The sequence below is a fragment of the Helicobacter sp. 23-1048 genome (assembly GCF_053654545.1).
This window is the reverse complement of sequence record NZ_JBSIUT010000001.1, coordinates 67,805-92,764: the sequence shown is the minus strand read 5'-3', so window position 1 is coordinate 92,764 and position 24,960 is coordinate 67,805. Positions and strand designations below refer to the sequence as shown.

The window sequence follows — 24,960 nt, the reverse complement described above, 5'->3', positions numbered from 1 at the left end:
AATGAAGCAGGCTAATTTCTAGGCTTTGCTTCATTTACGCGTAGGTTTCTTCCTTGAAAGTCTTTGTCATTTAAAGCTTGGATTGCTTTGTTTGCTGCTTCATCTGGCATTTCCACAAAGCCAAAGCCCTTTGGTCTGCCACTTTCTCTATCGTTGATGAGTTTTACGGAGATAACCTCGCCAAATTGAGAAAATAAATTTTCCACATCACTTGAACTTGCCGAATACACCAAATTTCCGACATAAATTGTCATATATCTGCCCCCCCCCCCCTATACACTTTTTAAGCTATTGCAAAAAATCCTAGCTACTTTACACAAAAAATCACATCGCATAAAAGTAGAATCTAGGTCGGCGAGATTCTAACGCCATTAAACTTAAATCTTGCTTAAATAAAGCATTTTTTAAGAATCTAGATTCTTATTCGTTGCGTAAAACACTTAAAACATCAATTTTTGAGGCTTTTTTTGCAGGATAATAGGAAGCCAAACACACAATCACACTCGCCCCAAAAATGGTAGCAACAAAATCAATAATAGATAAATCCAAAGGCAATTTGCTCGTGCCATAGACATCTTGAGGCAATGAAATAATAGGAAAAGTATCAAGCACAAAAAGCGCGACAAAATTGAGCACCACCCCTAGCACTATCCCACATCCGCCAATAAATGTGCCAAGTGAAAAGAAAGTTTGTTTAATCTCTTTTTCGCTCATTCCAAGAGAGAGCATTAGAGCAATTTCCCTGCGCCTTGTCATCACCACCATTAAAAGCGAGCTAATGATATTAAGGCTTGCCATAAGGATAATAAGCATAAGCACGACAAATAATGCGCGTTTTTCTAGCTCCATAGCAGAGAAAAAGTTACCATTTTGCTCCCACCAGCCTTCTACGCCGACACGATTTGGGAATGCACTTTCTAAAAATTCCTTAATAGGGGCTATATCTTTAAATGGTTCGGTGCTATAAATATGAATGCCATCATAAAGGTCGCTAGGAAGTCTGCGAATTTTTTGCAATGATTGTAAATTCGTATAAATATACGCCTCGTTATATGCCTTTAATCCAGAATCAAAGATTTCTACAATATCAAATCGTTTGCTTAGTGGCGAGAGGGAGAGTGCGTTTGGCTCTACTTGACTAAAGTATAAGGTAAGTTTGTCATCAACCTCTAAAAAATGCCTAAGCTGTAATTCCTTACCGATAATAGCGGGGAAGTTTTGGGATTTGAATTTTTCAATCTTTGCGCTATCAAGTATTTGAGAATCTGCCACACTAAATACTCCGCGCACGACTTCATTGAGCTTGATTTCTAAATCTATATCCACACCAATGACAACCGCTGCATTCATATCTCCACCAGCACGACTTAGGGCGTTATAACGCAAATAGGGACTAAAAAGTAAATGCGGAAATTTCTCCCTTAGGGCTGTAAAAATTGTAGAATCTACGCCCTGATAAGTTTTAGAAAATACGCTAATTGGGTAATTCATAATAAAGAGCTTGCGTTCAAATTCCTTTGTCATACCATTCATAATCGCCATCGCCACGCATAGCACCATAACACCAATACCAACACCAAGAATAGCCAAAATCGCCGTAACGCTAATAAAGGGTTGCGCTCTATCAAAGCGCAAATATTTGGGGAGCAAATAAGTAGTAAGTTTAGACATTCTATTCCTAGTGATTGTATTTTGTGTGTAATGGTCTTTTCATAATCTTATGCGAGCAACCCTTTTTTTGGTCCGCTTTTGCCGTGGCAGAGTTTATATTTTTTCCCACTTCCACACGGGCAGGGGTCGTTGCGCGAGATTTTTTGCCGTTTTTGTGGTTGGTTTTGCATTGTATCTTTGTTGAAACTTAGCTCCTCGCTCCCTTCTTCAAGGTTTTCAATGATTTTTTCTTTTATTTCGCTTGCTTGTTCTTGTGGTTTTAAGCGCACGATTTGGAGTGTTTTAGCCGTGTCGATTTTAAGATTCTCTACAAATTCTAAAAACAATCCATAACTTTCTTTTTTGTATTCTACCAATGGGTCTTTTTGGTTGTATCCGCGTAGCCCGATACCTGTTTTTAGGTTATCCATTGTATAGAGGTGCTCTCTCCACGCATTGTCTAGCACTTGGAGATAGATAATGCGTTCAATTTCATTGCGTTGAGTGGAATCGAGCACGCCCATTTTGTTTTCATAATCGGTTTTTGCCGCTTCCAAGATATGCGTATAAAGTGCGTCATAATCAAGATTCTCTACATTACCCAACTCAAGTCCAAAATACTCCAACACAATGGCTTTTAGGTTAGCAATATCAAAGTTCTCACTTTCTTCGTGCTGATAAATCCCTGCTCTCTCTAGCATAAATGCCACCGCACTTTGCCTATTTTGCTCTATTTTTTCACGCATTTCGTATTCTTTATTAAGCAAATCATCACGCAAACGATATATCGCCTTTCGTTGCTCATTTGCCACATCATCGTATTCAAGCAAATGTTTTCGTGATTCAAAATGCAAACTCTCCACCTTTTTTTGCGCATTTTCCACAGAGCGTGTAACGAGCCCAGATTCTATGTGTTCGCCATCTTTAAGCCCTAATCGCTCCATAATGCCCTTAAGTTTATCGCTTCCAAATATGCGCAACAAGGAATCTTCAAGGCTTAGATAAAATTGACTCACCCCGGGGTCGCCTTGCCTGCCTGAGCGTCCGCGAAGTTGGTTGTCAATGCGCCTGCTCTCGTGTCGTTCCGTGCCGATGATATACAATCCTCCAAGTTCGCGCACTTCATCACTTATTTTTATATCAACCCCGCGTCCAGCCATATTTGTGGCGATGGTTACAGCACCTTTAAGCCCCGCATCTTTAATGATTTCAGCTTCTTTGGTGTGTTGTTTGGCATTAAGCACGGTGTGTGGGATTCTAGCTTTTTTGAGAAGTTCGTGGAGCACTTCACTTCGCTCAATGCTCGCTGTGCCTACAAGCACGGGCTGTCCTTTTTTGTAAAGTTCCGTGATTTTGGCAATGACGGCTTTAAATTTCTCCATTTCACTTTTGTAAATCAAATCATTTAAATCCTTGCGTTGCACAGGCACATTTGTGGGGATTGAGACCACATCAAGTTTATAAATTTGCAAAAATTCACTTGCTTCAGTTTGTGCTGTGCCCGTCATTCCCGCGAGCTTGTCATACAGGCGAAAGTAGTTTTGGAAAGTAATGTCTGCGAGGGTTTGAGATTCTTCTTTAATATCGACTTTTTCTTTTGCTTCAATGGCTTGGTGCAAGCCCTCGCTAAAGCGTCTTCCCTCGCTTAATCGTCCCGTAAATTCATCAACAATAATCACCTCTCCATCACGCACGACATAATCTTTATCTTTGGCAAAGAGATAATTTGCCTTTAAGGCTTGGTCTAGGTGGTGGGAGAGCGCGGCATTTTCAATGCTATAGAGATTATCGACTTTGAAAAGTTGCTCGGCATTTTTGATGCCATCTTCGGTGAGTAAAATCACGCGGTTTTTTTCATCAATGCTAAAGTCTTGCGGGGCTTTTAGATTCTGTGCCGCAGAGTTGGCGAGATGATAATTTTCCATTGTGCGATTAGCAGGTGCGGAAATGATTAAGGGTGTGCGTGCCTCATCAATCAAAATAGAATCTACTTCATCGACAATGGCAAAAAAGTGGTGCTTTTGCACTTTGTGCGTTAAGTCATATTTCATATTATCACGCAAATAATCAAACCCAAATTCGTTGTTTGTTCCATATACGACATTTGCGCTATACGCCTCGAGCTTTTTGTCATCATCACGCAAGTCCGCAGTGATAATGCCAACACTTAAGCCAAGAAAGTTATAGAGTGGTTCTAATTCGCTTCCATCGCGGTTTGCCAAGTAGTCATTGACGGTGATGACGTGCACACTTTTCCCGCTAAGTGCGTTGAGGCATACGGGAAGTGTGGCGACAAGGGTTTTTCCCTCGCCTGTTTTCATTTCTGCTATGCGTCCATCGTGCAGTGCCATACCGCCGATGAGTTGCACATCAAAATGGCGCATTCCTAGCGTGCGCTTTGCCGCTTCTCTCGTGATTGCAAAACTTTGGTGTAACAAAGAATCTAAGCTCGCGCCGTCTTCTTGGTGTGCTTTTTTTAGTGCTTCAAACGCACCTTTTAACTCGTCATCACTGAGTTTGGTATAGTGTTCTTCAAGGGCGTTAATTTCTTGGACGCGCTTTGTGTAGGCTTTTAGCATTTTGGTATTGCTCGAGCCTAAAATTTTGTGTATTATCGCTTGTATCATTGATTGTGCCTTTTATGAGTTTAAGAGTTGTGGATTTTAGCATATTTTTACAAATACTAAGCGCAAATCCTTACTTTGAGTGAGTGCGGTGTTTGTGGAATGTGGCATTTAGATTCCACAAAGGGTGCGGTAATCACAATATCGACAAGTCTTATTTTCCTTGCCTAGTGGCTCAAACTCTCCATAACGAGATTCCAATGCGCTATATGCTTGCAAATCTTCAATCACGCAATGTTCCTTATTGTGCGCAAGTATATACTCTTTTGTGTGGCAAAACTTTGTATCAATCTCTGCGAATTTCTCAAACAATTTCTCTTGTGTGTTTTGCTGTATTGTATATGTCTCATCTTGTTTGCGTGAGTGTTTAAGGAAATAAAAACTTGTTTGGATTTGCTTGTTTGGATATTGTTGTAAAATATATTGTCGATAAATCTCAAGGGCTAAATCCTCAAAATTTTTCTCAAATTTTTTGTATTTATAATCAATAACAAGAATGCTTCCATCTTGGTTTTGCTGGATTCTATCAATCCTGCCAGCAAAAACATAATTATGAAGTGTGAAGTTTTCAAACTTTATTTCTAATCCTATGAGCGTGAATGCGCCGTTTTGTGTTATGTATTCGCACTCTTTGGTGAAAAATGTTTCCATTTCAAGGAGCATTTTTTGTATTTGGATTTCTTGGAGCGCACTAAGCGTGTCGCCTTTATCAAAGTTTTTTTGTGAGAGCATTGTAAGGCAAGATTCTTCAATTTTCTTCATTTTTTGCAAGTCAATAACCTCGCCTTGATAGGGTTTGTATGCTTTGTATAAAACTTCGTGGATAATGTTTCCATAAGTGGTGTTGTCCTTAGAATCTTCATCTGGGGCGCAGAAATTTGCAATGTATTTAAAGTAATATTGCAACGGGCATTTAAGTAGGGTGTTAAAACTTGATGGAGAAAAATACAATCCAAGCTTAGCAAAGTAGGATTCTTGCTTATACAATGTGGGTAAAAGAGCGTGTTTAAAAATACTTACATTGCTTGGCGTTGGTGTAATATCAAGCTCGTTTAATAACATACAAGGTGCGTATTCTTCAGATTCTACCAATAGCATACAAGCCTCTTTTGCGTTGAATAAAAGATTTTTGTAATGCCATATTTGCAGGGCTCTTTTATCATAAAGAGTTGGTATGCCTAATCGCTCTCTTATGACGGTGGTTAAAAACATATCACTTGTGCTAAGCGAGGGAATCTTATCTTCATTGCAATCAGGTATAATGACATATTTGAGCTCAATCCCTCTACTTTCAAGCACTTCGATAACCGAAATCTTGCCACCGCGATTATCATCAAGGCTAAGGTTGCTTATATCTTGCAAGAAGCTCTCACCCACATTTTGTATAGGAAACAACTCTTGTGCGCTTGCGTAATCATACATAATGCTCATAATTTTTTCATTTATTTGCGTGTATTTAGGGTTGTTTGTTTGAAGTTCCTTTGAAACAATGTTGTGTAGTTCTTGGACATTATGGGGGGGAGATTTTATGATGCTTTTTTGAATTGCTTCAAAAAGCGCGCTTTTATCAAATTTCTTTCCCATTGCGTAATTAAAGTTATGCTCTTTATCAAGGGCGTTGAGATAGGACACAAAGTGAGAATCTGGAAGCACTATGGTAATGTCTTGTGGCAAAATTCCGCTATCAAGCCAATTTTTAATACACTCTCTAATGCCACCCACTTGCTCAATGCGCCCAAAGAAACTTTTGGCACTAATGTGGTGGTTTATGGTGGGGCAGGGCTTTTGGTCGATGATTGTGCCTTGCGGGTAGCGCACTTCATAGCGCGTAAAAGGCTCTAAAGCAAGAGGTTTATCAAAGATTTGCAAAAAATGCGTGTGGATATTATCAAGCTGTGTATCACTAGAATCTTCGCGCAAAACACTATGAGGAATTTTATCTTGGGTTTGAAAGCAAATGACAACCTCACAAAAGTTTGCCACTTTTTGTAAAATTTCTTTTTCATAAGGATTAAGCACGCTATCTAAGTGTAGGACAATGCGTGAAAAATTCCCCAGCCACGACTTTAAGATTTCATATTTTCTACTTTTATACACCAAATGCTTAGAATCTAAAAACGCATTATAGCGAGCAAAAACCTCTTGTAAAATATGCAAATGCTCTTCATAATCCCCATAAGTATCTTGCAAAGGAATGTCTGCAATGTCAATATTGTGGATAAAGAGTTCATCATAAAATTGCAAAAAAAATGCACTACTTTGCAGATATGCCAAAAAATTTTTTTCAAAAACTAGGCGGGAGGTTGAGAGATTGCTTGTTTCTTTGTCATATTGCTCTAAAATGCTACCCAAAAGGAGTTTGCATACATTTTTGGGAAGCAGTGTTTTGTGAGGATAATATATCGCTTTGCTAAAAAACTCCTTGCGCAACATACTTGGCTTACAAATGCTATCTTGCTCATATTTGCTCTTTATAGAGCGATTGGTAGAATAGATAAAAAGTTCTTTTGAGTTGAGGTTTTCTAAGCTCATTGTTGTCCTTTAGTGTTGAAGTATGTGGTTTGCTAAAGTTAAAACTTCGCTAGGCGTAATGCTTTTCATACAAAGATGATGGGAAAGAGGGCAGATTCTCTTTTTGCACGGGGCACATTCAATATGCTTGCTAATGATATGTAAATTATCCGCTTGCACGAGATTAAGGCTTGTAATATCTTTTGGCAGAGAGTGAGGTTTGGAATCTTGGGCGGAAGTTTGCGCCAAAATTTCTTTATTTGAGTAAAAAAACTCTTGCGCGATTGTTTGATTCCACGGGCAAGTATCAGCGGTATCCGTAGAGCCAAATATACTCAGTGTTTTTACACCAAGTGCAGCGGCTATGTGCATAGGACCACTATCATTAGTGATAAAAAGTGCGAGTTTGTTAATCGCTTCAACAAGCTCATTTAAAGTGGTTTTGTTGGTTACATCAATGAAGTTTTTTGATTGCAAAAAGGCGTATTTTTGCGTTTGTTGTGCGTCTTTGGAATCTCTTTGTAATCCTGCCCCAGAGCCAAAAAGATAGACGACATATCCTTGCTCTAAAAACGCCTTTATAATTTCTAAAAAATACTCCTTCTCCCAGCATTTCGCACTTCCATACGCTGCTCCGGGATTTATGCCAATGGCTTTTTTAGAATCTACAACAATTTTGCTCGTATTGTGCAATGGAAGTCGTAGCGGAGCAAAGGAGCTAAAAACTTCATCACTTACAAAACCTTTGAGTAAATATTCATATTTTTGCACTTGGTGCAGAGGCTTTATTGTAGGCATTTTTATAGCATTGGTAAGCAAAAATGAGCGCATATTCGTAGCGAAGCCCACGCGCACTTTAGAGCGGGTAAAGAACAAAAAAAGCGCACCAAAAAAGCCATTGGTAAAGCAAAAACTTATATCCGCACTTCCAGCGAGCTTGGCTAGTTGATAGGTGGCGTAGATTCGACATTTTGCTTTTTTGCTTGTATCGATGATGATACGCTCTACTCTTTCATCGGTGGCAAAAACCTCAATAACTTGGCTTCCTACAAGGATAAATTTTGCATCTTTATACGCGTCTTTTAATTTTTCAAACGCACTTGCGCACATTACGCAATCTCCAAGCCAATTTGGCAAACGCAACAAAATAGTTTTTGACATTTTCTCTCCTAATTTTGCTTTTGTGATTATAACTTAAGGTTTCTAACATCTCACTTTTGTTAGAATTCAAAGTAAAAATTACAAAATTAAGGATTTCTATGAAAGAGATTTGTTTGCAAGAGAATGATATAGCCCAACTTAGCCTAATGGCAAACACGGTGCGCTTTTTAAGCGCGGATATGGTGCAAAAGGCAAACTCTGGACACCCCGGTGCACCTATGGGATTGGCAGATATAGTGAGTGTGCTTAGTTTGTATATTACGCTTAATCCAGCCAATCCACATTGGCTTAACCGCGATAGGATTATTTTTAGTGGCGGGCACGCTAGCGCGTTAGTGTATAGTTTGTTGCATTTATGGGGCTTTGATGTAAGTTTGGAAGATTTGAAACAATTTCGCACACTTGATTCTAAAACTCCCGGACATCCAGAATACAAGCACACTCAAGGTGTAGAAATCACCACAGGACCGCTTGGACAAGGTATTGCCAATGCCGTTGGTATGGCTTTTGGGGAGAAATACGCTCAAAATACCTTTGGTAAGGAAGTATTTAATCACAATATTTTTTGTTTGTGTGGCGATGGAGATTTGCAAGAGGGGATAAGCTATGAGGCTTGCTCTTTGGCGGGCTTACATAAACTCGATAGTCTTGTGCTTATTTATGATAGCAATAACATTAGCATTGAGGGAGATGTGAGTATCGCGTTTAATGAAAATATCAAACAGCGGTTTATAGCGCAAGGGTGGGAAGTTTTTGAATGCGATGGACATAATTTTGTGGAGATTAACACAACATTGCTTAATGCCATAAACGCTACAAAACCAAGCCTAATCATTGCCAAAACCACTATAGCTAAGGGTGCTTTAGAGCTTGAAGGCAGCCATAAGGCGCACGGCGCACCTTTAGGAGAGGAGATTGTCAAACAAGCAAAGCAAAAACTCGGCTTTGATAACACGAAAACTTTTGAGATTCCAGCTTCTGTGGCGTTGCGATTTGCTAATGTCAAAGAAAGAGGCGAATTAGAGGAGTTAGAGTGGGAGAGAGCATTAAGCGATGAGGTGCGTAAGAGAATCTTTGCGATGAAAGATGTGGGCGACATAGCCTTTCCGCATTATGAGCTGGGTAAGTCTTTGGCTACGCGTGTGAGTAATGGAGAGATTCTCAATGCTATCGCTAAGGGCGTGAGTGGATTTATCGGCGGGAGCGCGGATTTAGCCCCGAGCAATAACACTGAGCTAAAGGGTCTTGGTGATTTCCCCACAGGGCGTAATTTGCATTTTGGAATCCGTGAAGGCGCAATGGGCGCAATCTGCAATGGACTAGCAAACTATGGACTTTTTTTGCCATTTTGTGCAACTTTTTTTGTTTTTAGTGATTATCTCTCGCCTAGCATTCGCGTGGCGAGCCTTATGAAAGCAAAGGTATTTTATGTTTTCACCCACGATAGCATTGGTGTGGGCGAAGATGGTGCGACACATCAGCCAATCGAGCAGCTTTCGCATTTGCGTGCTATGCCGAATTTACTTACTTTTCGCCCCTGCGATGGCAATGAAAATGTCGCGTGTTGGCAGGTTGCATTAGAATCACAATCTCCAAGTGCCTTTGTGCTAAGCCGACAGAATCTTGAAGTTCTAAGCAACGCCACCAAAGAGCAAGTGCAAAGAGGTGCGTATCTCTTAGCCACAAGCACAATAGAGCGCAATGCTAAAATTACATTGCTTGCAAGTGGGAGCGAGGTAAGTCTCGCGCTCAAAGCGCAAAAATTGCTTGAGAGTGAGGGGATTGCCACAAATGTCGTAAGTGCGCCTTGTTTTGAGCTTTTGCTCGCTCAAGATAGCGCGTATAGAGATTCGCTGTTTGGAGATTCTAAGATTCTCGCTATTGAGGCAGCAAGAGCGTTAGAGTGGTATGCGTTCGCGCATACCGTGTTTGGAATGCAGAGTTTTGGTGCAAGTGGTAAGGGTGATGCGCTTTTTGAGCGATTTGGTTTTACTCCGCATAATATTTGTAGTATTGCAAAAAATCTAATATCATAGATTTTTATTTTTGCGCTAATTTAAGTTTAAATTAAGGTTTTATATTGCATAATTGCGCCTTTTGGAATCTAGATTCCAAACACATCATACTTAAAAGGAGAAAAAATGAGCACAAATAAAGTTTTTGTTTCATTGTTGCCGTTGTTGTTGGCAGGCGCACTTAGTGCAGAACAACACATATCTACCCCCCCCCCTATTGATATTTTAAGTGCGAATGCACAACCCCTCTATCTCGCACTCAACGAGGAGAGTAAAAATACAAAATCTCAAAACAAAGACACCAAAAAATCTTCCAACAATTCTCATACTTCAAAAAGCAATGATAGAGCCTTTTTAGGACCACAAATTGGCTTTGGCGGGCTTGGCACGATAAATGCGGGAATCATTGGCGGATATATGCACTACTTTGGCAAAGATATGCAGTTAGAGAAGTTTAGACACGGGATTCGTGGCATTGGCTCGGCAAACTACTACAATTACTCATATAGTTATTGGGGTGGAAAATACTCATATAATGGCGTGTATGTGCAAGCTGGGGCGGATTATTTTATCGAATTTACTCCAACCCAAAAAACCATTTGGGGCTTATACACGGGATTATCGCTTGGATATTATTATATTTCCTCAAATGATTGGTGGTATACAGGGGCTTCTGCTATTGGTTGGGGCTGGAATGGTGGCGGATTTGCTATGATAGATAGGAAACACCGCTTTGAGCTTGCTTTAGATTCTGGTTTTAGCGCGTTTGCTTTGCGCTATATGTATATGTTTTAATGCCACAAGATTCTATGAAATCATAGAATCTTGCCTAAATCTCGCTTCTCTCATTGTAAAATCTCATAAATATTACTATACTTGCGCTTGAAAAATATTTTAGGAGACAATGTATGAAAAAATTACTATGGCTAATGGCTTTTAGTGCGTTGAGCGTGATAAACGCACAAGAATCAGGTGATGAAGCGCAGGGTATTTTTGCAAATGCTGGATTAGAAATGTGGCACAAGCTCGCACTCAATCCTGCCTCGCAGAGTTTGCCAAACAACACTTATGGCTATACTTTGGGCGAAGTAAATGTCGGGTATAAATCTGGCAATTTTCAAGTTATGATAGGTGGTGTAGGAGCTGGGCTTATCAACGATTCTACAAAGGGCTCCTCATTTAATCACATTGGCTTTTATCCGGGCTATTACAACTCAAGAGGAGGCGAGGCTACGCCAAATAACGCGCATTATATTTTCGTGCATAATGCTTTTATAAAGTATGAGGGAGAGAATATCACGCTTAGTGCTGGACGCTTTAAGCAAGAAAATGATGATTGGGTTGATGCGTATGTAGAGGGGCTCAATGCACGCGTGAATGTAGGTAGTTTTTACTTTAAAGCCTTTGGCACGAGTGGAGTTGCGCTTGTGGGCAATGGCTGGCTAATGGATTATAATCGCCTTTTTGCTCAACAAGGTATCTTAAGTCTCACAAGTGGCTATGAGGGCACAAATACAAAGGCTGATATATATGTGTATTACGCCGATAGAGAATATATCGCGCCGGGCTTTAATGTCGAATTAAACTTTGGGGCAGATTCTAGTGTCGCTTCACATACAAAAATCACAGCGATTTTCCCCTATCATTACACCAGCATTATGGGCATTGGGAAGCATTATTTTGCTCAAATTGGCGCAAATAACGGCACACTAAAAGACATAAGTGGTTGGAATGCGAGTGTGCTAGTGCGTCAAGACTTTGAGTTTGATAAGGCATATAATATCGCATTTGCGGTGTATAAAAACTTCGGCGCAGCGAACTCGCGTGTGGGGCAAGCTGGGAATCCATCGGGGATAAACTTCCTTGATAATAGCGTTTATACCACAGGTCCAGCCCTTAATGCACTTACCGCACCAGATTCAATGAGCGGATTATTTTTTAGCGATATAAAACTCTCAACCCCCACCGCATACACAGAGGCAATCAACTTCGGGCTTAATTTGCGCTACACTTCCGCACCAAGCGCATTAGAATATTCTGCTTTATTGCATATTGATTTGCATTTGCGCAAGGCTACGATTTTTAGCGTAGTGGCAGGTTATTATATCCACACGATGAAAGATAGCGGTTTTATAGGCATTGCCCCGCCAAATTTCACATTTGCTAGTGGAGATTCTTTGCGCCTTGATAGGAGTTACATTACTACTCGTTTGAGTGTTGGATTCTAAGTTTTTAACTTTTGAGGCAATCCTGCAAGGCGTTTGGGATATTTATATCGCTTTGTTTCATCGCCTTTATCGCTTCTATTACCATACTTGCCGCGCTTAGCGTGGTGAAGTAGGGAATCTTACTTTTGAGAATCTGTGCGCGAATTTGTGTGGTGTCATTTTTATTAGAATTATCATCACTCGTGTTAATCGCCATCGCCACTTCGCCATTCATCATTAAATCACAAATATTTGGACGCCCTTCAGAGATTTTTTGCACGCTTATAGAGGGGATATTTTTTTGTTGTAGTGCTCTATGTGTGCCCCCTGTGGCGCAAATACTAAACCCAAGATTGACAAATTTTTCTGCGAGTTTGCACCCTTGTGCTTTATCTACATCGCTTAGTGAGAGGAATATTTGTCCTTTTGGCGTGATAGGATTATGGGAGGCGAGTTGGGATTTTGCGAAGCTCACGCCCACGCTATTAGAGATTCCCATTACTTCGCCCGTGCTTTTCATTTCTGGTCCTAAAGATACATCTGCGCCAAGTTTAGCAAATGGGAACACAGATTCTTTAAATGCGGTTGATTTGAGGGGTTTTGGTTTGTGAATCTTCTCGCCAAAAGATATTTTTTTATACGAGTCATAAAATGCCAAAGATTCTCGTAAAATACCTTTATTCGTGGGATTTTGCGCGTGATTCCACATTACGCGGGTAGCGACTTTGGCAAGTGGAATCCCTGTGGCTTTACTCACAAAAGGCACGGTGCGAGAAGCGCGGGGATTTACCTCAATGATATAAATTGTGTTTTGAAAAATCGCAAATTGGATATTAAGCAATCCTATGACACCGAGTTCTATGGCGATTGATGCGCTGAGATTCTCCACTTCTTTAATCGTGTGGGAATCTAACCCAAAAGGTGGCAAGCAACTAGCACTATCCCCGCTATGCACGCCTGCTTCCTCGATATGCTGCATAATCCCCCCGATATAGACTTCCTCCCCATCGCAAATCGCATCGACATCAAGCTCGGTGGCGTGGTCTAAAAATTTATCCACAAGCACGGGGCTAGATTCACTCACTCTCACCGCCTCGTCCATATAGGTTTTTAGCTCATCATCGCTTTGCACGATACGCATAGCGCGTCCGCCTAGCACATAGCTAGGGCGCACAAGCACGGGATAGCCGATATTTCGCGCGATTTCATACGCCTCCTCTTTTTTATACGCGATACCATTTTGGGGTTGGTTAAGTTTAAGTTTTTTGGCAAAGGCGGCAAACTTCTCTCTATCCTCTGCGGTGTCGATGACAGAAGCCTTTGTGCCGATGATATTCGCACCAATTGTAGTGAGATTTTTAGCGAGTTTTAGTGGCGTTTGCCCCCCGAAATGCACGATTATGCCATTTGGATTTTCCCTCTCTATCACTGCTCTCACGCGCTCAAAGTCGATAGGCTCAAAGTAAAGCGTGTCGCTTGTATCATAATCCGTGCTTACAGTCTCAGGATTGCAGTTATACATTATGCTTTGCACACCTAAATCTTTGAGCGCGAAGCTAGAATGCACGCAACAGTAGTCAAATTCGATGCCCTGTCCGATGCGATTTGGACCACCACCGATGATTAGCACTTTTTGCGCGTTGGGCTTGTCTTTTGGGTAAAAATCGTGGAGTGCTTCGGCTCGCTTCCTCGATGGACTACTTGTCCTATCTTCGTTGCTCGCCTCGCACAGCCCCGATTTTTCCTCCAAAATACCGCGCCCATTTGTTGCTCTAATTTTTAGTGGCGCATTAGATTCAGAATCCTGAAATTCCACGCTATCGTTTGTAGAGCTAGATTCTGCATTCGCAGAACCTACAACGGAATGATTACCACGGAGCGAATTGCCCAAATCCAAAGACAAATTGCACGACAAAGGATTAAGCGGGATTGTCGAGTAAAGGTAAGGCGTCAAAGCCTCAAACTCCGCCGCACAAGTATCCACCTCCTCATATCTCGCTACCACGCCCATCGCCACTCTAGCCGTGTAGATTTCGCCCTCACTTATCTCCACGCCCTCATTTTGTGCTAAACGCCTAGCCAAAGCCTTATCGCTAAAGCCCTGTGATTTGAGAGTGCGCATAGCCCCCTCATCACGCAAAATCTCGCTACTCACGCTCCTTTCAGCCTCCACTAGCTCATAGATTTGGTGCAAAAACCACTTATCGATTTTGCTAAGCTCCGCGACTTCATCGACACTAAGCCCCAAACGAAAGCAATCTGCCACATACAGGATTCGATTTGCATTTGCCCTGCGTGTCTCTTTCCGCGCCACTTCAATATCGCTTGTCATACTATCAAGTCCGCAAAATCCATTCTCCAAGCTACACAACGCCTTTTGCAAACTCTCTTTGAAACTCCCGCCAATCGCCATCACCTCGCCGATAGACTTCATCGAAGTAGTCAGCGTAGAATCTGCGAGCGGGAATTTCTCAAAAGTAAAGCGCGGGATTTTGGTAACGATATAATCAATGCTAGGCTCAAAGCTCGCAGGCGTGCCTGTGATGTCGTTTGTAATCTCATCTAGGCTAAATCCAACGGCTAGCATTGTAGCCACTTTGGCTATGGGGTAGCCTGTCGCCTTGCTCGCAAGTGCCGAACTACGCGAGACACGCGGATTCATTTCAATCACCGTCATTCGCCCATTTTGCGGATTTATGGCAAATTGCACATTGCTCCCGCCCGTATCCACGCCGATTTCACGCAAAATCTTAAAAGACGCATCGCGCATTCGCTGATATTCTTTGTCAGTGAGCGTGAGCGCAGGGGCGATAGTGATAGAATCCCCCGTATGCACGCCCATAGGGTCGAGATTCTCGATGCTACACACGATGATGCAGTTGTCATTTTTATCGCGGATTACCTCCATTTCGTATTCTTTCCACCCCAAAAGACTTTCTTCGATTAAGATTTCATTTATCGGGCTTGCTTCTAGCCCCGCTTTTGCCAATGCCTTAAACTCCTCGATATTATACGCCACGCCACTGCCACCACCTGCTAGCGTGTAGCTCGCACGGATAATAAGCGGGAATCCAATGCTTTGTGCGGCTTGCTGTGCTTCATCAATCGTGTAGGCATAATGGCTCTTTGGCAAATCCATACCGATTTTTAGCATAGCTTCTTTAAACGCCTGTCTATCCTCGCCTTTTTTGATTGCGCTCGGGTTTGCACCGAGAAACTTCACGCCCTCCAACGCTCCGCTTTCATACATTTCCATTGCGACATTGAGCGCGGTTTGTCCGCCCATAGTAGGCAGTATCGCGTCTATGTTTTCGGCTTTTATGATATTTGCGATGACTTCTTGCGTGATAGGCTCGATATAAGTGCGGTGGGCAAAGTCAGGGTCTGTCATAATCGTAGCGGGGTTTGAGTTTATCAGCACTACGCGGTAGCCTAAGTTTTTAAGCGTCTTTGCTGCTTGTGTGCCAGAGTAGTCAAACTCGCACGCCTGCCCGATGACAATGGGTCCAGAGCCGATGAGTAAGATAGTTTTAATGTCGGTGCGTTGTGGCATTTGAGTCCTTTTAATGTGCTTGCAATATGGCATTTATGCTTGCATTGCTTGCTTTTAACGCTTGTGCGTTTGCTTTATTGCTTGATTCAATTTTTAAGCAAAATTTCAGCATTTTATACAAAATGTGCTTAAAAAGCCTTTAGATTCCCTAACATTTCACGCAAAATTTGCAATTACAATATGTCAAACCCTATTTAAAAGAAATTTCACTGCCCTGTAAATCGCTTTGTGATGTGTAATCGTGCGCATTTGTTTATAAAAAGTGAATACAGCGTTACCCCAACAAATAAATGGTAAGGTAAAAAATAATAAAACCTTTTAAATAAATCACTGAAAAAGTGAGTAATAAATACCCAGCAATTAAGAAAAACTATCAAATATCACAAATTTACCTTGAAATTTGTGGGTGTTTTTTTTTATAATCCCAAGCGTATTGCAAATCTAACATTGGGAGGACATATCAATGGAAAAGGACAAAGCGGTGTTTTATGCGAAGCTCTTTGCACCTGTGGTGTTTGGGCTTATCGTGTTTATTTTGCCAAAGTTATGGGGTGTAGATGCACCTGAGGGCTGCACTCATAATGCGTGGATTTATTTCTCCGTATTTATGGGGCTAATTTTAGGGCTTATTTTAGAGCCTATCCCGCCTGCGTTTATCGGCGTGATTGCCATTGTGATAGCGGTGGTGCTCCGACTAGGACCAAAAGGCTCAGGCGAGATAGAAGCCAAAATCAAAGCCGCAGACGCGCTAAATTGGGGAATCAGCGGATTTTCTAACGCGGTTGTGTGGCTTATCTTTGCGGCATTTACGATTGGGCTAGGATTCACTAAGACAGGGCTTGGCGAGAGGCTAGCACTTTATATCGTAAGTAAGCTAGGGCGAAGCACTTTGGGCTTAGGCTATGCCATTGCGCTTGTGGATTTAATCCTCGCTCCATTTATCCCTAGCAATGCCGCTAGAAGCGGTGGTTCAGTGTATCCTGTGGTTTCAAGCATTGCGCCTATGTTTGATTCTCACCCTGATAAAAATCCACGCAAAATCGGCGCGTATCTTATTTGGACAGGGCTTGCTACGACTTGTGTATCGAGCTCGATTTTCTTAACAGGGCAAGCTCCAAACCCGCTAGCTTTAACGCAAATAGAAAAAGGCGGTGGCGCAGTCGTGGATTGGGTAAGCTGGTTTTTAGCATTTTTACCTGTGGGGATTATTTTGTGGATTATCACGCCGATTTTGGCTTATGTGATTTACCCGCCTGAAGTCAAAGGAAGCAAAGAAGTGGTGGATTGGGCGAAGCAAAAATATGACGCATTAGGCAAAATCACTCGCCCGCAAATCTTTATGATTGTAATCGCGCTCATCGGGCTTGTGCTGTGGGTAGGCGGGAGCTTTTTCCCAAAATCCGCGCTCTATAATCTAAACGCCACGACCACCGCACTCCTAATGATAGTGCTAATGGTAGCGGCAAAATGTATTAGCTGGCAGGATTTCTTAGGCAATAAGCCCGCGTGGAACACGCTTGTATGGTTTGCTACGCTTGTGGCTATGGCTGGCGGGCTAAATAATGTGGGCTTTATCGCGTGGCTAGCAAATCTTTTTGATGGGAAGTTTGATGGCGTAGAGCCTATCGTGGCGATTATCGCGCTGATTTTGGCGTTTTCTTGGTTGCGCTATTTCTTTGCCTCTGGGACTGCGTATGTAACCGCTGTAATGCTCATCTTTGTAACGCTCGTGCAGTCAATCCCCGGGCTCGATGTCAATAAGACGCTATTGTTGCTTATCTTGCCTATGGGCTTTATGGGGATTATCACGCCTTATGGCACAGGGTGTAGCCCGCTGTGGTTTGGTAGCCACTATATCAAAGGACCGACATTTTTCCTACTTGGTGGAATCTTCGCGGCGATTTATATGGTGATTTACTTGCTTGTGGGAATCCCTTGGATAGATTTCATAATGCCTCATCTAAGCCTACACGGCGGAGCTAGCGCGTAATAGGGCGGAGGTGTCGCGCAAAGATTCTAAAAGTGCTTCATACATTCTTCTAAAGTATGGCTAGATTCTGTTTGATAAATGGAATCTAGCCTTTGATGTATCACATATACCACAAAATACTTCATTACATCATTGAATTTTTAACCAAACTTCAAAAGGTAAATAAAAAGTAAATTTTATGTAAAATTTTGGCAATTTTATTGACTATGGGTGTTTTTTTTTTTTATAAAATCTGCTCCACGCGACTACTAAGTGCGATGATAAATTTAGCTCTCTGTCTTCCCAATGTTAGATTTTTGTTGTTTTTGGTTGTTTGCGATATTTTGCAAAAGGAGTGTTTTATGGATTTTTTGATGTCATTAAGCGATAGCAAGCAATTTGCAATACAGCTTATTATCGTTTTAATTTGTTTGTTTTATGGTGCGAGGAAAGGCGGGATTGCGCTTGGATTGCTCGGCGGGATTGGGATTTTTGTCCTTACATTTGGCTTTGGTGTCAAGCCGGGCAAGCCTGCAATCGATGTGATTTTTACCATTCTTTGCGTGGTGGTGGCGAGTGCGACATTGCTCTCAAGCGGTGGGCTAGATGTGATGCTACAAATCGCAGAGCGAATCTTGCGTAGAAATCCCAAATTTCTCACAATTTTAGCTCCGTTTGTAACTTGGTTTCTTACCATTCTTTGTGGCACGGGGCATGTAGTTTATACGATGATGCCTATCATCTATGACATTGCGATTAAAAACAATATCCGCCCAGAACGCCCTATGGCTGGAGCGTCTATCGCTAGCCAAATGGGGATTATCTGCTCACCCGTGAGCGTGGCGGTGGTGAGCCTTACCGCAATGCTTTTAGCAGAGGGCGTGCCCCATATGTCTGGCTTTGATGGATACATCGACTTGCTAAAAATCACTATCCCTAGCGGCGCATTTGGCGTGCTATGTGTGGGAATCTACTCGTGGTTTAGAGGCAAAGATTTGGATAAAGATGAGGAATTCCAAGAGCGTATCAAAGACCCAAAATTCAAAGAATATGTCTATGGCGAGAGCAAAACACTTTTAGGCGTGAAACTCCCTACGATAGAGTGGGTGGCTATGTTTATTTTCTTAGGAGCGATTGCGTTAGTGGCGTTGCTAGGGATTTTCAAAGGACTTCGCCCAGCATTTGATGACAAGCCTATGAGTATGGTAGCTGTGATTCAGATGTTTATGCTTATGGCAGGCTCTGCGCTGGTGATTTTCACAAAGGTAAAGGTTAGCGACATAGGCAACAATGCGATTTTCAAATCAGGTATGATTGCTATGGTAGCGGTGTTTGGTATTTCTTGGATGGCAGATTCGATGTTTGCCGTGCATACACCTATGCTAAAAGCCTCTCTTGGTGAAGTGGTGCAAGAGCATCCTTGGACTTACGCGATAATGCTACTTCTCATCTCAAAATTCGTAAATTCACAAGCAGCAGCCTTAGCGGCGTTTGTGCCTTTGGCACTTGGAATCGGCGTAGAGCCCGGTATCATCGTGGCATTTGCGGCGGCGTGCTATGGATATTACATTTTGCCTACTTATCCAAGCGACTTGGCGACCATTCAGTTTGACCGCTCAGGGACTACGCATATCGGGCGATTTGTAATCAATCACAGCTTCATTATCCCGGGACTTGTGGGCGTATTTAGCTCCTGTGTGTTTGGATATGTGTTTGCGCTTATTGCAGGATATGTCTAAGAATCTCTTTAGTTTGTAAGTAACTTTTCGTATTCCACCCTTGATAAGATAGCTTATCGAGGGTGGATTTTCTCATTTGGTGTTATAATACCTCGTCTTAATTTTATTTTTAAAAGGAGTAACAAATGGCAGATTACAGAATCGAACACGACACAATGGGTGAAGTCAAAGTCCCAAATGAAAAGTATTGGGGTGCACAAACGCAACGAAGTTTTGAGAACTTCAAAATCGGCGTTGAAAAAATGCCAAAAGAGTTAATTTATAGCTTTGCTAAGCTCAAGCGTTCTGTGGCGGTGGTTAATAACGCATTAGGCAAGCTCAATGATGAAAAGAAAAAGGCGATTACGCAGGCGTGTGATGAAATCATCGATGGCAAGTTTGATGATAATTTCCCGCTCGCGATTTGGCAGACAGGAAGTGGCACGCAAAGCAATATGAATATGAATGAAGTCATTGCCAATCGTGCTAGTGAGATTTTGGGCGGGGATTTTCGCGCCAAAGATGGCAAAAAAATCCACCCAAATGATGATGTCAATATGTCTCAGAGCTCAAATGATACATTCCCTACGGCGATGAGTATCGTAAGTGTGATTCAAATAGAAAAGAAACTATTGCCTGCGTTGCGTGAGCTAAAGGCGACATTTCAAAAGAAAGTTAAAGAGTTTGATTCCATAGTCAAAATCGGGCGCACACATCTCCAAGACGCTACTCCGCTTACTTTGGGACAAGAGTTTAGCGGGTATCTCTCTATGTTAGAGCACAGCGAGGAGCAAATCACCGCTTCACTGCCAACATTGCGCGAGTTAGCAATCGGAGGGACAGCTGTGGGCACAGGACTAAATGCACACCCCCAACTTAGCGAAAAAGTAAGCGAGGAGTTAAGTAAATTTACAGGTGTGAAATTTGTCTCAAGTCCTAATAAATTCCACGCCCTAACCAGCCACGATGCTATTACATTTACACACGGGGCGATGAAAGCTCTTGCAGCAAACCTAATGAAAATCGCAAATGACATTCGTTGGCTTGCTAGCGGTCCGCGCTGTGGTTTGGGCGAGATTCTTATCCCAGAAAACGAACCCGGAAGCTCCATAATGCCGGGCAAAGTCAATCCCACGCAATGCGAAGCTCTCACAATGGTGTGTGTGCAAGTAATGGGAAATGACGCGGCGATTGGCTTCGCGGCGTCTCAAGGGAATTTTGAACTCAATGTCTTTAAACCCGTGATTATTTATAATTTCTTGCAAAGTCTTGATTTGCTTGCTGATGCGATGAGGTCGTTTAATGAGCATTGCGCGGTGGGAATAGCACCTGATAAAGAAAAAATCGACCACAACCTACACAATTCACTAATGCTCGTAACCGCACTAAATCCGCATATTGGGTATGAAAATGCCGCAAAAGTGGCAAAAAACGCACACAAAAAGAAAATCTCACTCAAGGAATCGTGCTTAGAGCTTGGGCTTCTTAGTGAGGCAGACTTTAATAAATATGTCGTGCCTGAAAATATGATAAAACCAAAGGCATAGATTCTAAAAACAAAGACTGCCCCACTGAATAATGGGGAGTCTTCAAATCTAAGGGCATTAGGCTTCGTGTAAAAATTCTAAAGGCTCTTTGCAATCTTTGCAGAGAATCTGTGAATCTATTTTACTTAGCTTTGTGTGTTCGCTTCTATTCATTTTGTGGATTTTACATTTGCATTGATAGACATAGCTATTCGCGTTTGAGTTTGCATTATTTGATTCAAGCATTTTAAGCGTGTTGTTGCTTACTTGTATAGCACGCCATTCTTCAATTTTCATATCTTCTTGCATAATGTGCCCCACAAGCCAATCTCTCGCCACATAAATGAGCTTTTGTTTTAAATCTTGTGTCTGCCTTGAAGTCTTTGTGATATTTGCCACTTCTTTCATAATCTCTCTATGCAGTTTTTGGTGCTCGCTTAAATAAGGATAGCCAATACTTTTCATATAATGCTCTTCGTGGCTAAAATGCGTGCGCATATAATTAAAAAACTCTATCAAAATCGCCTTAACTTCACTCCTATCGACATTCTTATGCAGAATGTTATAGCACTTTCGCGCCAGCTCAAAAAGCATTTTGTGCTCATCATCAATAGCCCCATTATGCACTGAATATTCATTATTCCACTCTGGTATAACCATAGCAACCCCCAAAAATATACTTATTCACTATCCAACCAAATTTGTTCTTTATATTACCTAAGAGTAATCAATTTAACCTTAAAGTTTTATAAAATATAGACAAGAATAGATTGTAAGTGATAAATATTATCTTAATAGTAACAAAATTACAAATTTATAATAATCGTTGCGTGATATGGAAGCTCTTGCGGTGCTCTTGCGTGTATCCAAACTCTAAGATTGCTTGAATGTGTGCTTTTGTGCCATAACCTTTGTTGTTTTTTAGGTGGTATTGAGGATAGAGACTATGGAGTTTAAGCATTTCTGTATCCTTTGCCACCTTTGCGAGGATACTCGCCGCGCCGATAAGCAGATTCTTACAATCGCCCTTTATGAGTGTTTTAAGGTTATGTGGGGGAGGGACTTTGAGCCCAAATGAAGTGTTGCCATCATAGAGAAATGTGTAGGCGTGGAGAGGCTTTTGTGTGGTTGATTGCTGTGTGTGTTTGGGTTGGGCGTTTTGTCGTGTGCTAAAAAAGGCAACGATTTCTTCTAAACTTTGTTTTAAGCACGCACTTAAGCCAAGTGTGTCAATTTGTGTGGCGGATTTTTGTGTGAGGAAGTAGCTGATTATTCCATTGTTGGCGAGTGTGTGGAGATTCTTAGCGATGATTTGTCGTTGTTTTTGTGTGAGTTTTTTGCTATCTTTGATGCCTAAGTCTTGCAAGTCTTGCTCGCTCCCAAGCACTCCACACATAAATAAACTCCCACATAAACAGCCACGCCCAGCTTCATCAATGCCACAAACCACGCTTATAGCCCCCACATAATCTAATGTGATTACACAAAGAACTTATACACAAGGCTAAAAATACTAAGCAAGCCCGTGAAAAATACAAACAAATCAAGCGCGGGATTCTTAAATTTTTTTAGTTTAGAGACGCTCCAAATCGCTATTATAGGCATTAAAAATAAAATTGTTGCGATGATTGGACCGCCTAGATTCTCGATGAAATCAAGCACGCTTGGATTATAATATGCCACGAAGAGCATTATGACATACATTGCAATGCCACAAGCTACGGATATAGCGCGTAAATTTGGGTTAAATCCAGCTATTTTGGTGCATTTACGCACGATTCCCTCTGCGCCCTCACGCGCCCCAAAGTAATGCCCAAAAAATGAACTCGTAATGGCTAAAAATGCAACCAGCGGTCCCCCGTAAGAAATTATAGGATTGCCTAATTTGTTGGCAAAGTAAGAAAGCACGGGGATATTTTGTGCTCGAGCTTGAGAGAGCTCATCGGGCGAGAGGCTTAGCACGCACGAAAACACAAAAAACATCACAAAGAAAAGTAGCATTGATGAAGTGGCAAATAAAATGCGATTGCTTTTTGTTTCGTAGTCTTGCGGGTATTTACGCTTTATACTAAGCGCGTAAGTTGAAATTGCTGGCGAGTGATTAAACGCAAAAACAAGCACAGGCAAAGTCAGCCACACTACGATAAGGAAATCATTTACACTTGGCATTTGGCTAAGAGAGGCGAGATTCCAATGTGGGATAAGATAGAGCGAAAAGACAAAAAGCACCGCACATAGCGGATATACAAGCCATTCACACACCTTTAAAATCAATCTTTGCTTAAAAAGCATCACGCCCATAAACCCACTCACAAGCATAAAGACAAGCACCGCACGATAAATAGGTAAAAGCGTGGCGATAGCACCATTTTGAGAATCTTGGATTTGATAGGCAGATTCTAAAAAGGCTTTTAACGCACTTTGAGAATCTAGCAGTGGCAAAAGCTGGTAGTAACCAAAACTTGCAAAAGTGTTTGTGATACCCACGCAGTAAGCTAGACAAATGGGAAAAATCGCAAAGAAATATAAAATAGTGATAAAAAATCCCACACCAAGCCCGAAATACTCCTCCGCAGCGTGTGTAATGTCTTTATCCACGCCCTCTGCTTGAGCGACAAATCGTGCTAAAGCGCGGTGGCTTAAAAATACCATTGGGAAAATCAGCACACACATCACCACCACAGGATAAAATCCTCCGCCACCAGCACGAATTGGCAAGTATAAAATCCCAGCACCCACTGCTGTGCCAAAGAGTGAGAGTATCCAGCTTATATCAAAGTAACTCCATTTGGGTGTTTTGTCGGCATTTGATTGCATAAAAGTCCTTTGTTAGAGTTTTTGGCGCATTTTACTATAAATTTGCCACACGCAAAACAATAACTTATTTTTTGCTCTTTTTGGGCTTTGGAGTGGGCAAAAACGGCAATGTGGATTGTATGATTGCAAAGAGCAATTCTGTGTTTTCAATGTCGATTATATAATGCTCCCTCGCACCTTCAAAAGGGAATCCAAGCGAAAAATACGCGCTAAAATCCTGCGCGATTTGCTCCAAAGCCTCGTATTTTTTGATAAAGACTTGCTCATCGCAGAGTAAAAACAGCACTTTTTTACCTCCATTTTCGCCTGACACACAGCCACCAAAGCCACGCAAATCCTTAATATACACGCAATATTCGCCAAACATTTTCCTCGCACTAAAGCTAAAACCCCCACCTAGATTCTTATGTAATCCCTCACGCACACACTGCTCCAACCTATCCAAAACAAAATCTTTAAACTCCGCACTTGTCGCCATTTACTATTTTTCACTCCACCGCGTTTGCAGGATAATGCGCACGGTGTTTGAGTTCATCATCGAGCCATCTATGCCAAAATCTTTAATGTTAATCACACCTTTTAGTTCAAGGCTTATTTCGTTATCTTGGCTTAGTAGGCTCTCAAACTCCACTTCCTTAGTCTTATCGCGTATTTGCAGTTTTGCTATGATTGTGCCTTTTGTTGTTTTGTCATCTTGTGATTGTGCCGTGTAGCGTATCATTTGCAGATTCATTTTAGGGAATGCGCTTGCGTCCAAAAAATCACTCTCAAGCAAATGTTTATCGCGTTTCGCACTATCGCTAAAGACTGAATGCGTTGCCACTTCGCCTTTTAGTGCGCTAATTTGCCCATTTTCATCAAGGCTTAATTCCCCACTAAATTCCTTAAAATGTCCTTTGACATTCATCAGTCCAAATTTTTTCACTTCAAAGCCAATATGAGAATCTAAAAGCACAGAGAAGTCTTTGGCGTTTGTGCTAAGTATTGTGCTAAAAATCCCTATCACCATAAGGGCTATTGCGTGTTGCCATTTTGTCTTTATTGTTTTTTGCATAGTGTTTATCCTAAGGTGGTTTGGTGCATTTCTATTGAATGAAAATCACTAAAGTGAAAGTCATTAAGAGGAATATTAACCAAATATAATCTAAAAAAACCTTGAAATTTATAAAAATTATTCAAAATAGCGGACTTAAGTTTGTTGAGATTTTA

Annotated in this window: 17 protein-coding genes; 6 read left to right on the top strand and 11 right to left on the bottom strand. The window is 41.6% G+C overall.

From position 1 onward, the window contains the following. Positions 1–11: 11 nt before the first annotated feature. The 5 genes from ACWIWK_RS00450 to ACWIWK_RS00430 form a co-directional block, all read right to left on the bottom strand. Entirely contained in the window at positions 12–254 is a 243-nt protein-coding gene (locus ACWIWK_RS00450) for an RNA recognition motif domain-containing protein (RefSeq protein ID WP_454149834.1), read from the bottom strand. A 166-nt stretch (positions 255–420) separates the two neighbouring features. Continuing rightward, complete coding sequence (locus ACWIWK_RS00445; protein WP_454149832.1) at positions 421–1,671, bottom strand: ABC transporter permease; 1,251 nt, start codon at positions 1,669–1,671, stop codon at positions 421–423. 47 nt (positions 1,672–1,718) lie between these two features. Next, complete coding sequence (gene secA, locus ACWIWK_RS00440) at positions 1,719–4,277, bottom strand: preprotein translocase subunit SecA (protein ID WP_454149830.1); 2,559 nt, start codon at positions 4,275–4,277, stop codon at positions 1,719–1,721. Between the two features lie 108 nt (positions 4,278–4,385). Beyond that, a complete protein-coding gene (locus tag ACWIWK_RS00435; protein WP_454149828.1) occupies positions 4,386–6,806 on the bottom strand; it encodes a PD-(D/E)XK nuclease family protein in 2,421 nt (806 codons plus the stop codon). 9 nt (positions 6,807–6,815) lie between these two features. Further along, a complete protein-coding gene (locus tag ACWIWK_RS00430; RefSeq protein WP_454149826.1) occupies positions 6,816–7,946 on the bottom strand; it encodes a glycosyltransferase family 9 protein in 1,131 nt (376 codons plus the stop codon). Positions 7,947–8,053: 107 nt separating this feature from the next. On the opposite strand from ACWIWK_RS00430, the gene tkt reads away from it, so the two are divergent. The 3 genes from tkt to ACWIWK_RS00415 all read left to right on the top strand — a co-directional run bounded on the left by tkt (position 8,054) and on the right by ACWIWK_RS00415 (position 12,189). Next, entirely contained in the window at positions 8,054–9,982 is a 1,929-nt protein-coding gene (gene tkt / locus ACWIWK_RS00425) for a transketolase (RefSeq protein WP_454151990.1), read from the top strand. Positions 9,983–10,087: 105 nt separating this feature from the next. Further along, on the top strand, positions 10,088–10,756 hold the full coding sequence (locus tag ACWIWK_RS00420) for a hypothetical protein (protein ID WP_454149824.1): 669 nt from the start codon (positions 10,088–10,090) through the stop codon (positions 10,754–10,756). 113 nt (positions 10,757–10,869) lie between these two features. After that, complete coding sequence (locus ACWIWK_RS00415; RefSeq protein WP_454149822.1) at positions 10,870–12,189, top strand: outer membrane family protein; 1,320 nt, start codon at positions 10,870–10,872, stop codon at positions 12,187–12,189. A gap of 4 nt (positions 12,190–12,193) precedes the next feature. On the opposite strand, the gene carB is transcribed toward ACWIWK_RS00415, so the two are convergent. Then, entirely contained in the window at positions 12,194–15,721 is a 3,528-nt protein-coding gene (carB, locus tag ACWIWK_RS00410) for a carbamoyl-phosphate synthase large subunit (RefSeq protein WP_454149820.1), read from the bottom strand. A gap of 463 nt (positions 15,722–16,184) precedes the next feature. On the opposite strand from carB, the gene ACWIWK_RS00405 reads away from it, so the two are divergent. The 3 genes from ACWIWK_RS00405 to fumC all read left to right on the top strand — a co-directional run bounded on the left by ACWIWK_RS00405 (position 16,185) and on the right by fumC (position 20,955). Continuing rightward, positions 16,185–17,711 (top strand): DASS family sodium-coupled anion symporter, encoded by a 1,527-nt coding sequence (locus ACWIWK_RS00405; protein ID WP_454149818.1) that lies wholly within the window; start codon positions 16,185–16,187, stop codon positions 17,709–17,711. A 341-nt stretch (positions 17,712–18,052) separates the two neighbouring features. Further along, positions 18,053–19,429, top strand: a complete 1,377-nt coding sequence (locus ACWIWK_RS00400) for an anaerobic C4-dicarboxylate transporter (protein ID WP_454149816.1) — start codon at positions 18,053–18,055, stop codon at positions 19,427–19,429. A gap of 125 nt (positions 19,430–19,554) precedes the next feature. Continuing rightward, positions 19,555–20,955: a class II fumarate hydratase gene (gene fumC, locus ACWIWK_RS00395; protein ID WP_454149814.1), complete on the top strand. Its 1,401-nt coding sequence runs from the start codon at positions 19,555–19,557 to the stop codon at positions 20,953–20,955. 57 nt (positions 20,956–21,012) lie between these two features. Here the strand turns inward: fumC and ACWIWK_RS00390 are convergent, their stop codons facing one another. The 5 genes from ACWIWK_RS00390 to ACWIWK_RS00370 form a co-directional block, all read right to left on the bottom strand. Beyond that, positions 21,013–21,594 (bottom strand): bacteriohemerythrin, encoded by a 582-nt coding sequence (locus ACWIWK_RS00390; RefSeq protein ID WP_454149812.1) that lies wholly within the window; start codon positions 21,592–21,594, stop codon positions 21,013–21,015. Between the two features lie 154 nt (positions 21,595–21,748). Then, positions 21,749–22,399, bottom strand: coding sequence for a ribonuclease HII (locus ACWIWK_RS00385; protein WP_454149810.1), 651 nt, complete (start codon positions 22,397–22,399; stop codon positions 21,749–21,751). 14 nt (positions 22,400–22,413) lie between these two features. Then, the gene (locus ACWIWK_RS00380; protein ID WP_454149808.1) at positions 22,414–23,751 is read right to left on the bottom strand and encodes an HAAAP family serine/threonine permease; all 1,338 of its coding nucleotides are present in this window, start codon (positions 23,749–23,751) and stop codon (positions 22,414–22,416) included. A 64-nt stretch (positions 23,752–23,815) separates the two neighbouring features. Beyond that, complete coding sequence (locus tag ACWIWK_RS00375) at positions 23,816–24,229, bottom strand: transcriptional regulator (protein WP_454149806.1); 414 nt, start codon at positions 24,227–24,229, stop codon at positions 23,816–23,818. Between the two features lie 3 nt (positions 24,230–24,232). Continuing rightward, the gene (locus ACWIWK_RS00370) at positions 24,233–24,805 is read right to left on the bottom strand and encodes a YceI family protein (protein WP_454149805.1); all 573 of its coding nucleotides are present in this window, start codon (positions 24,803–24,805) and stop codon (positions 24,233–24,235) included. Between the last annotated feature and the right edge of the window lie 155 nt (positions 24,806–24,960).

What these genes read in the sequence shown, in the direction of transcription:
- ACWIWK_RS00450 (WP_454149834.1), bottom strand. Translation starts at nt 254, where the DNA reads ATGACAATTTATGTCGGAAATTTGGTGTATTCGGCAAGTTCAAGTGAT.
- ACWIWK_RS00445 (WP_454149832.1), bottom strand. Translation starts at nt 1,671, where the DNA reads ATGTCTAAACTTACTACTTATTTGCTCCCCAAATATTTGCGCTTTGAT.
- secA (WP_454149830.1), bottom strand. Translation starts at nt 4,277, where the DNA reads ATGATACAAGCGATAATACACAAAATTTTAGGCTCGAGCAATACCAAA.
- ACWIWK_RS00435 (WP_454149828.1), bottom strand. Translation starts at nt 6,806, where the DNA reads ATGAGCTTAGAAAACCTCAACTCAAAAGAACTTTTTATCTATTCTACC.
- ACWIWK_RS00430 (WP_454149826.1), bottom strand. Translation starts at nt 7,946, where the DNA reads ATGTCAAAAACTATTTTGTTGCGTTTGCCAAATTGGCTTGGAGATTGC.
- ACWIWK_RS00420 (WP_454149824.1), top strand. Translation starts at nt 10,088, where the DNA reads ATGAGCACAAATAAAGTTTTTGTTTCATTGTTGCCGTTGTTGTTGGCA.
- ACWIWK_RS00415 (WP_454149822.1), top strand. Translation starts at nt 10,870, where the DNA reads ATGAAAAAATTACTATGGCTAATGGCTTTTAGTGCGTTGAGCGTGATA.
- carB (WP_454149820.1), bottom strand. Translation starts at nt 15,721, where the DNA reads ATGCCACAACGCACCGACATTAAAACTATCTTACTCATCGGCTCTGGA.
- ACWIWK_RS00405 (WP_454149818.1), top strand. Translation starts at nt 16,185, where the DNA reads ATGGAAAAGGACAAAGCGGTGTTTTATGCGAAGCTCTTTGCACCTGTG.
- ACWIWK_RS00400 (WP_454149816.1), top strand. Translation starts at nt 18,053, where the DNA reads ATGGATTTTTTGATGTCATTAAGCGATAGCAAGCAATTTGCAATACAG.
- fumC (WP_454149814.1), top strand. Translation starts at nt 19,555, where the DNA reads ATGGCAGATTACAGAATCGAACACGACACAATGGGTGAAGTCAAAGTC.
- ACWIWK_RS00390 (WP_454149812.1), bottom strand. Translation starts at nt 21,594, where the DNA reads ATGGTTATACCAGAGTGGAATAATGAATATTCAGTGCATAATGGGGCT.
- ACWIWK_RS00380 (WP_454149808.1), bottom strand. Translation starts at nt 23,751, where the DNA reads ATGCAATCAAATGCCGACAAAACACCCAAATGGAGTTACTTTGATATA.
- ACWIWK_RS00375 (WP_454149806.1), bottom strand. Translation starts at nt 24,229, where the DNA reads ATGGCGACAAGTGCGGAGTTTAAAGATTTTGTTTTGGATAGGTTGGAG.
- ACWIWK_RS00370 (WP_454149805.1), bottom strand. Translation starts at nt 24,805, where the DNA reads ATGCAAAAAACAATAAAGACAAAATGGCAACACGCAATAGCCCTTATG.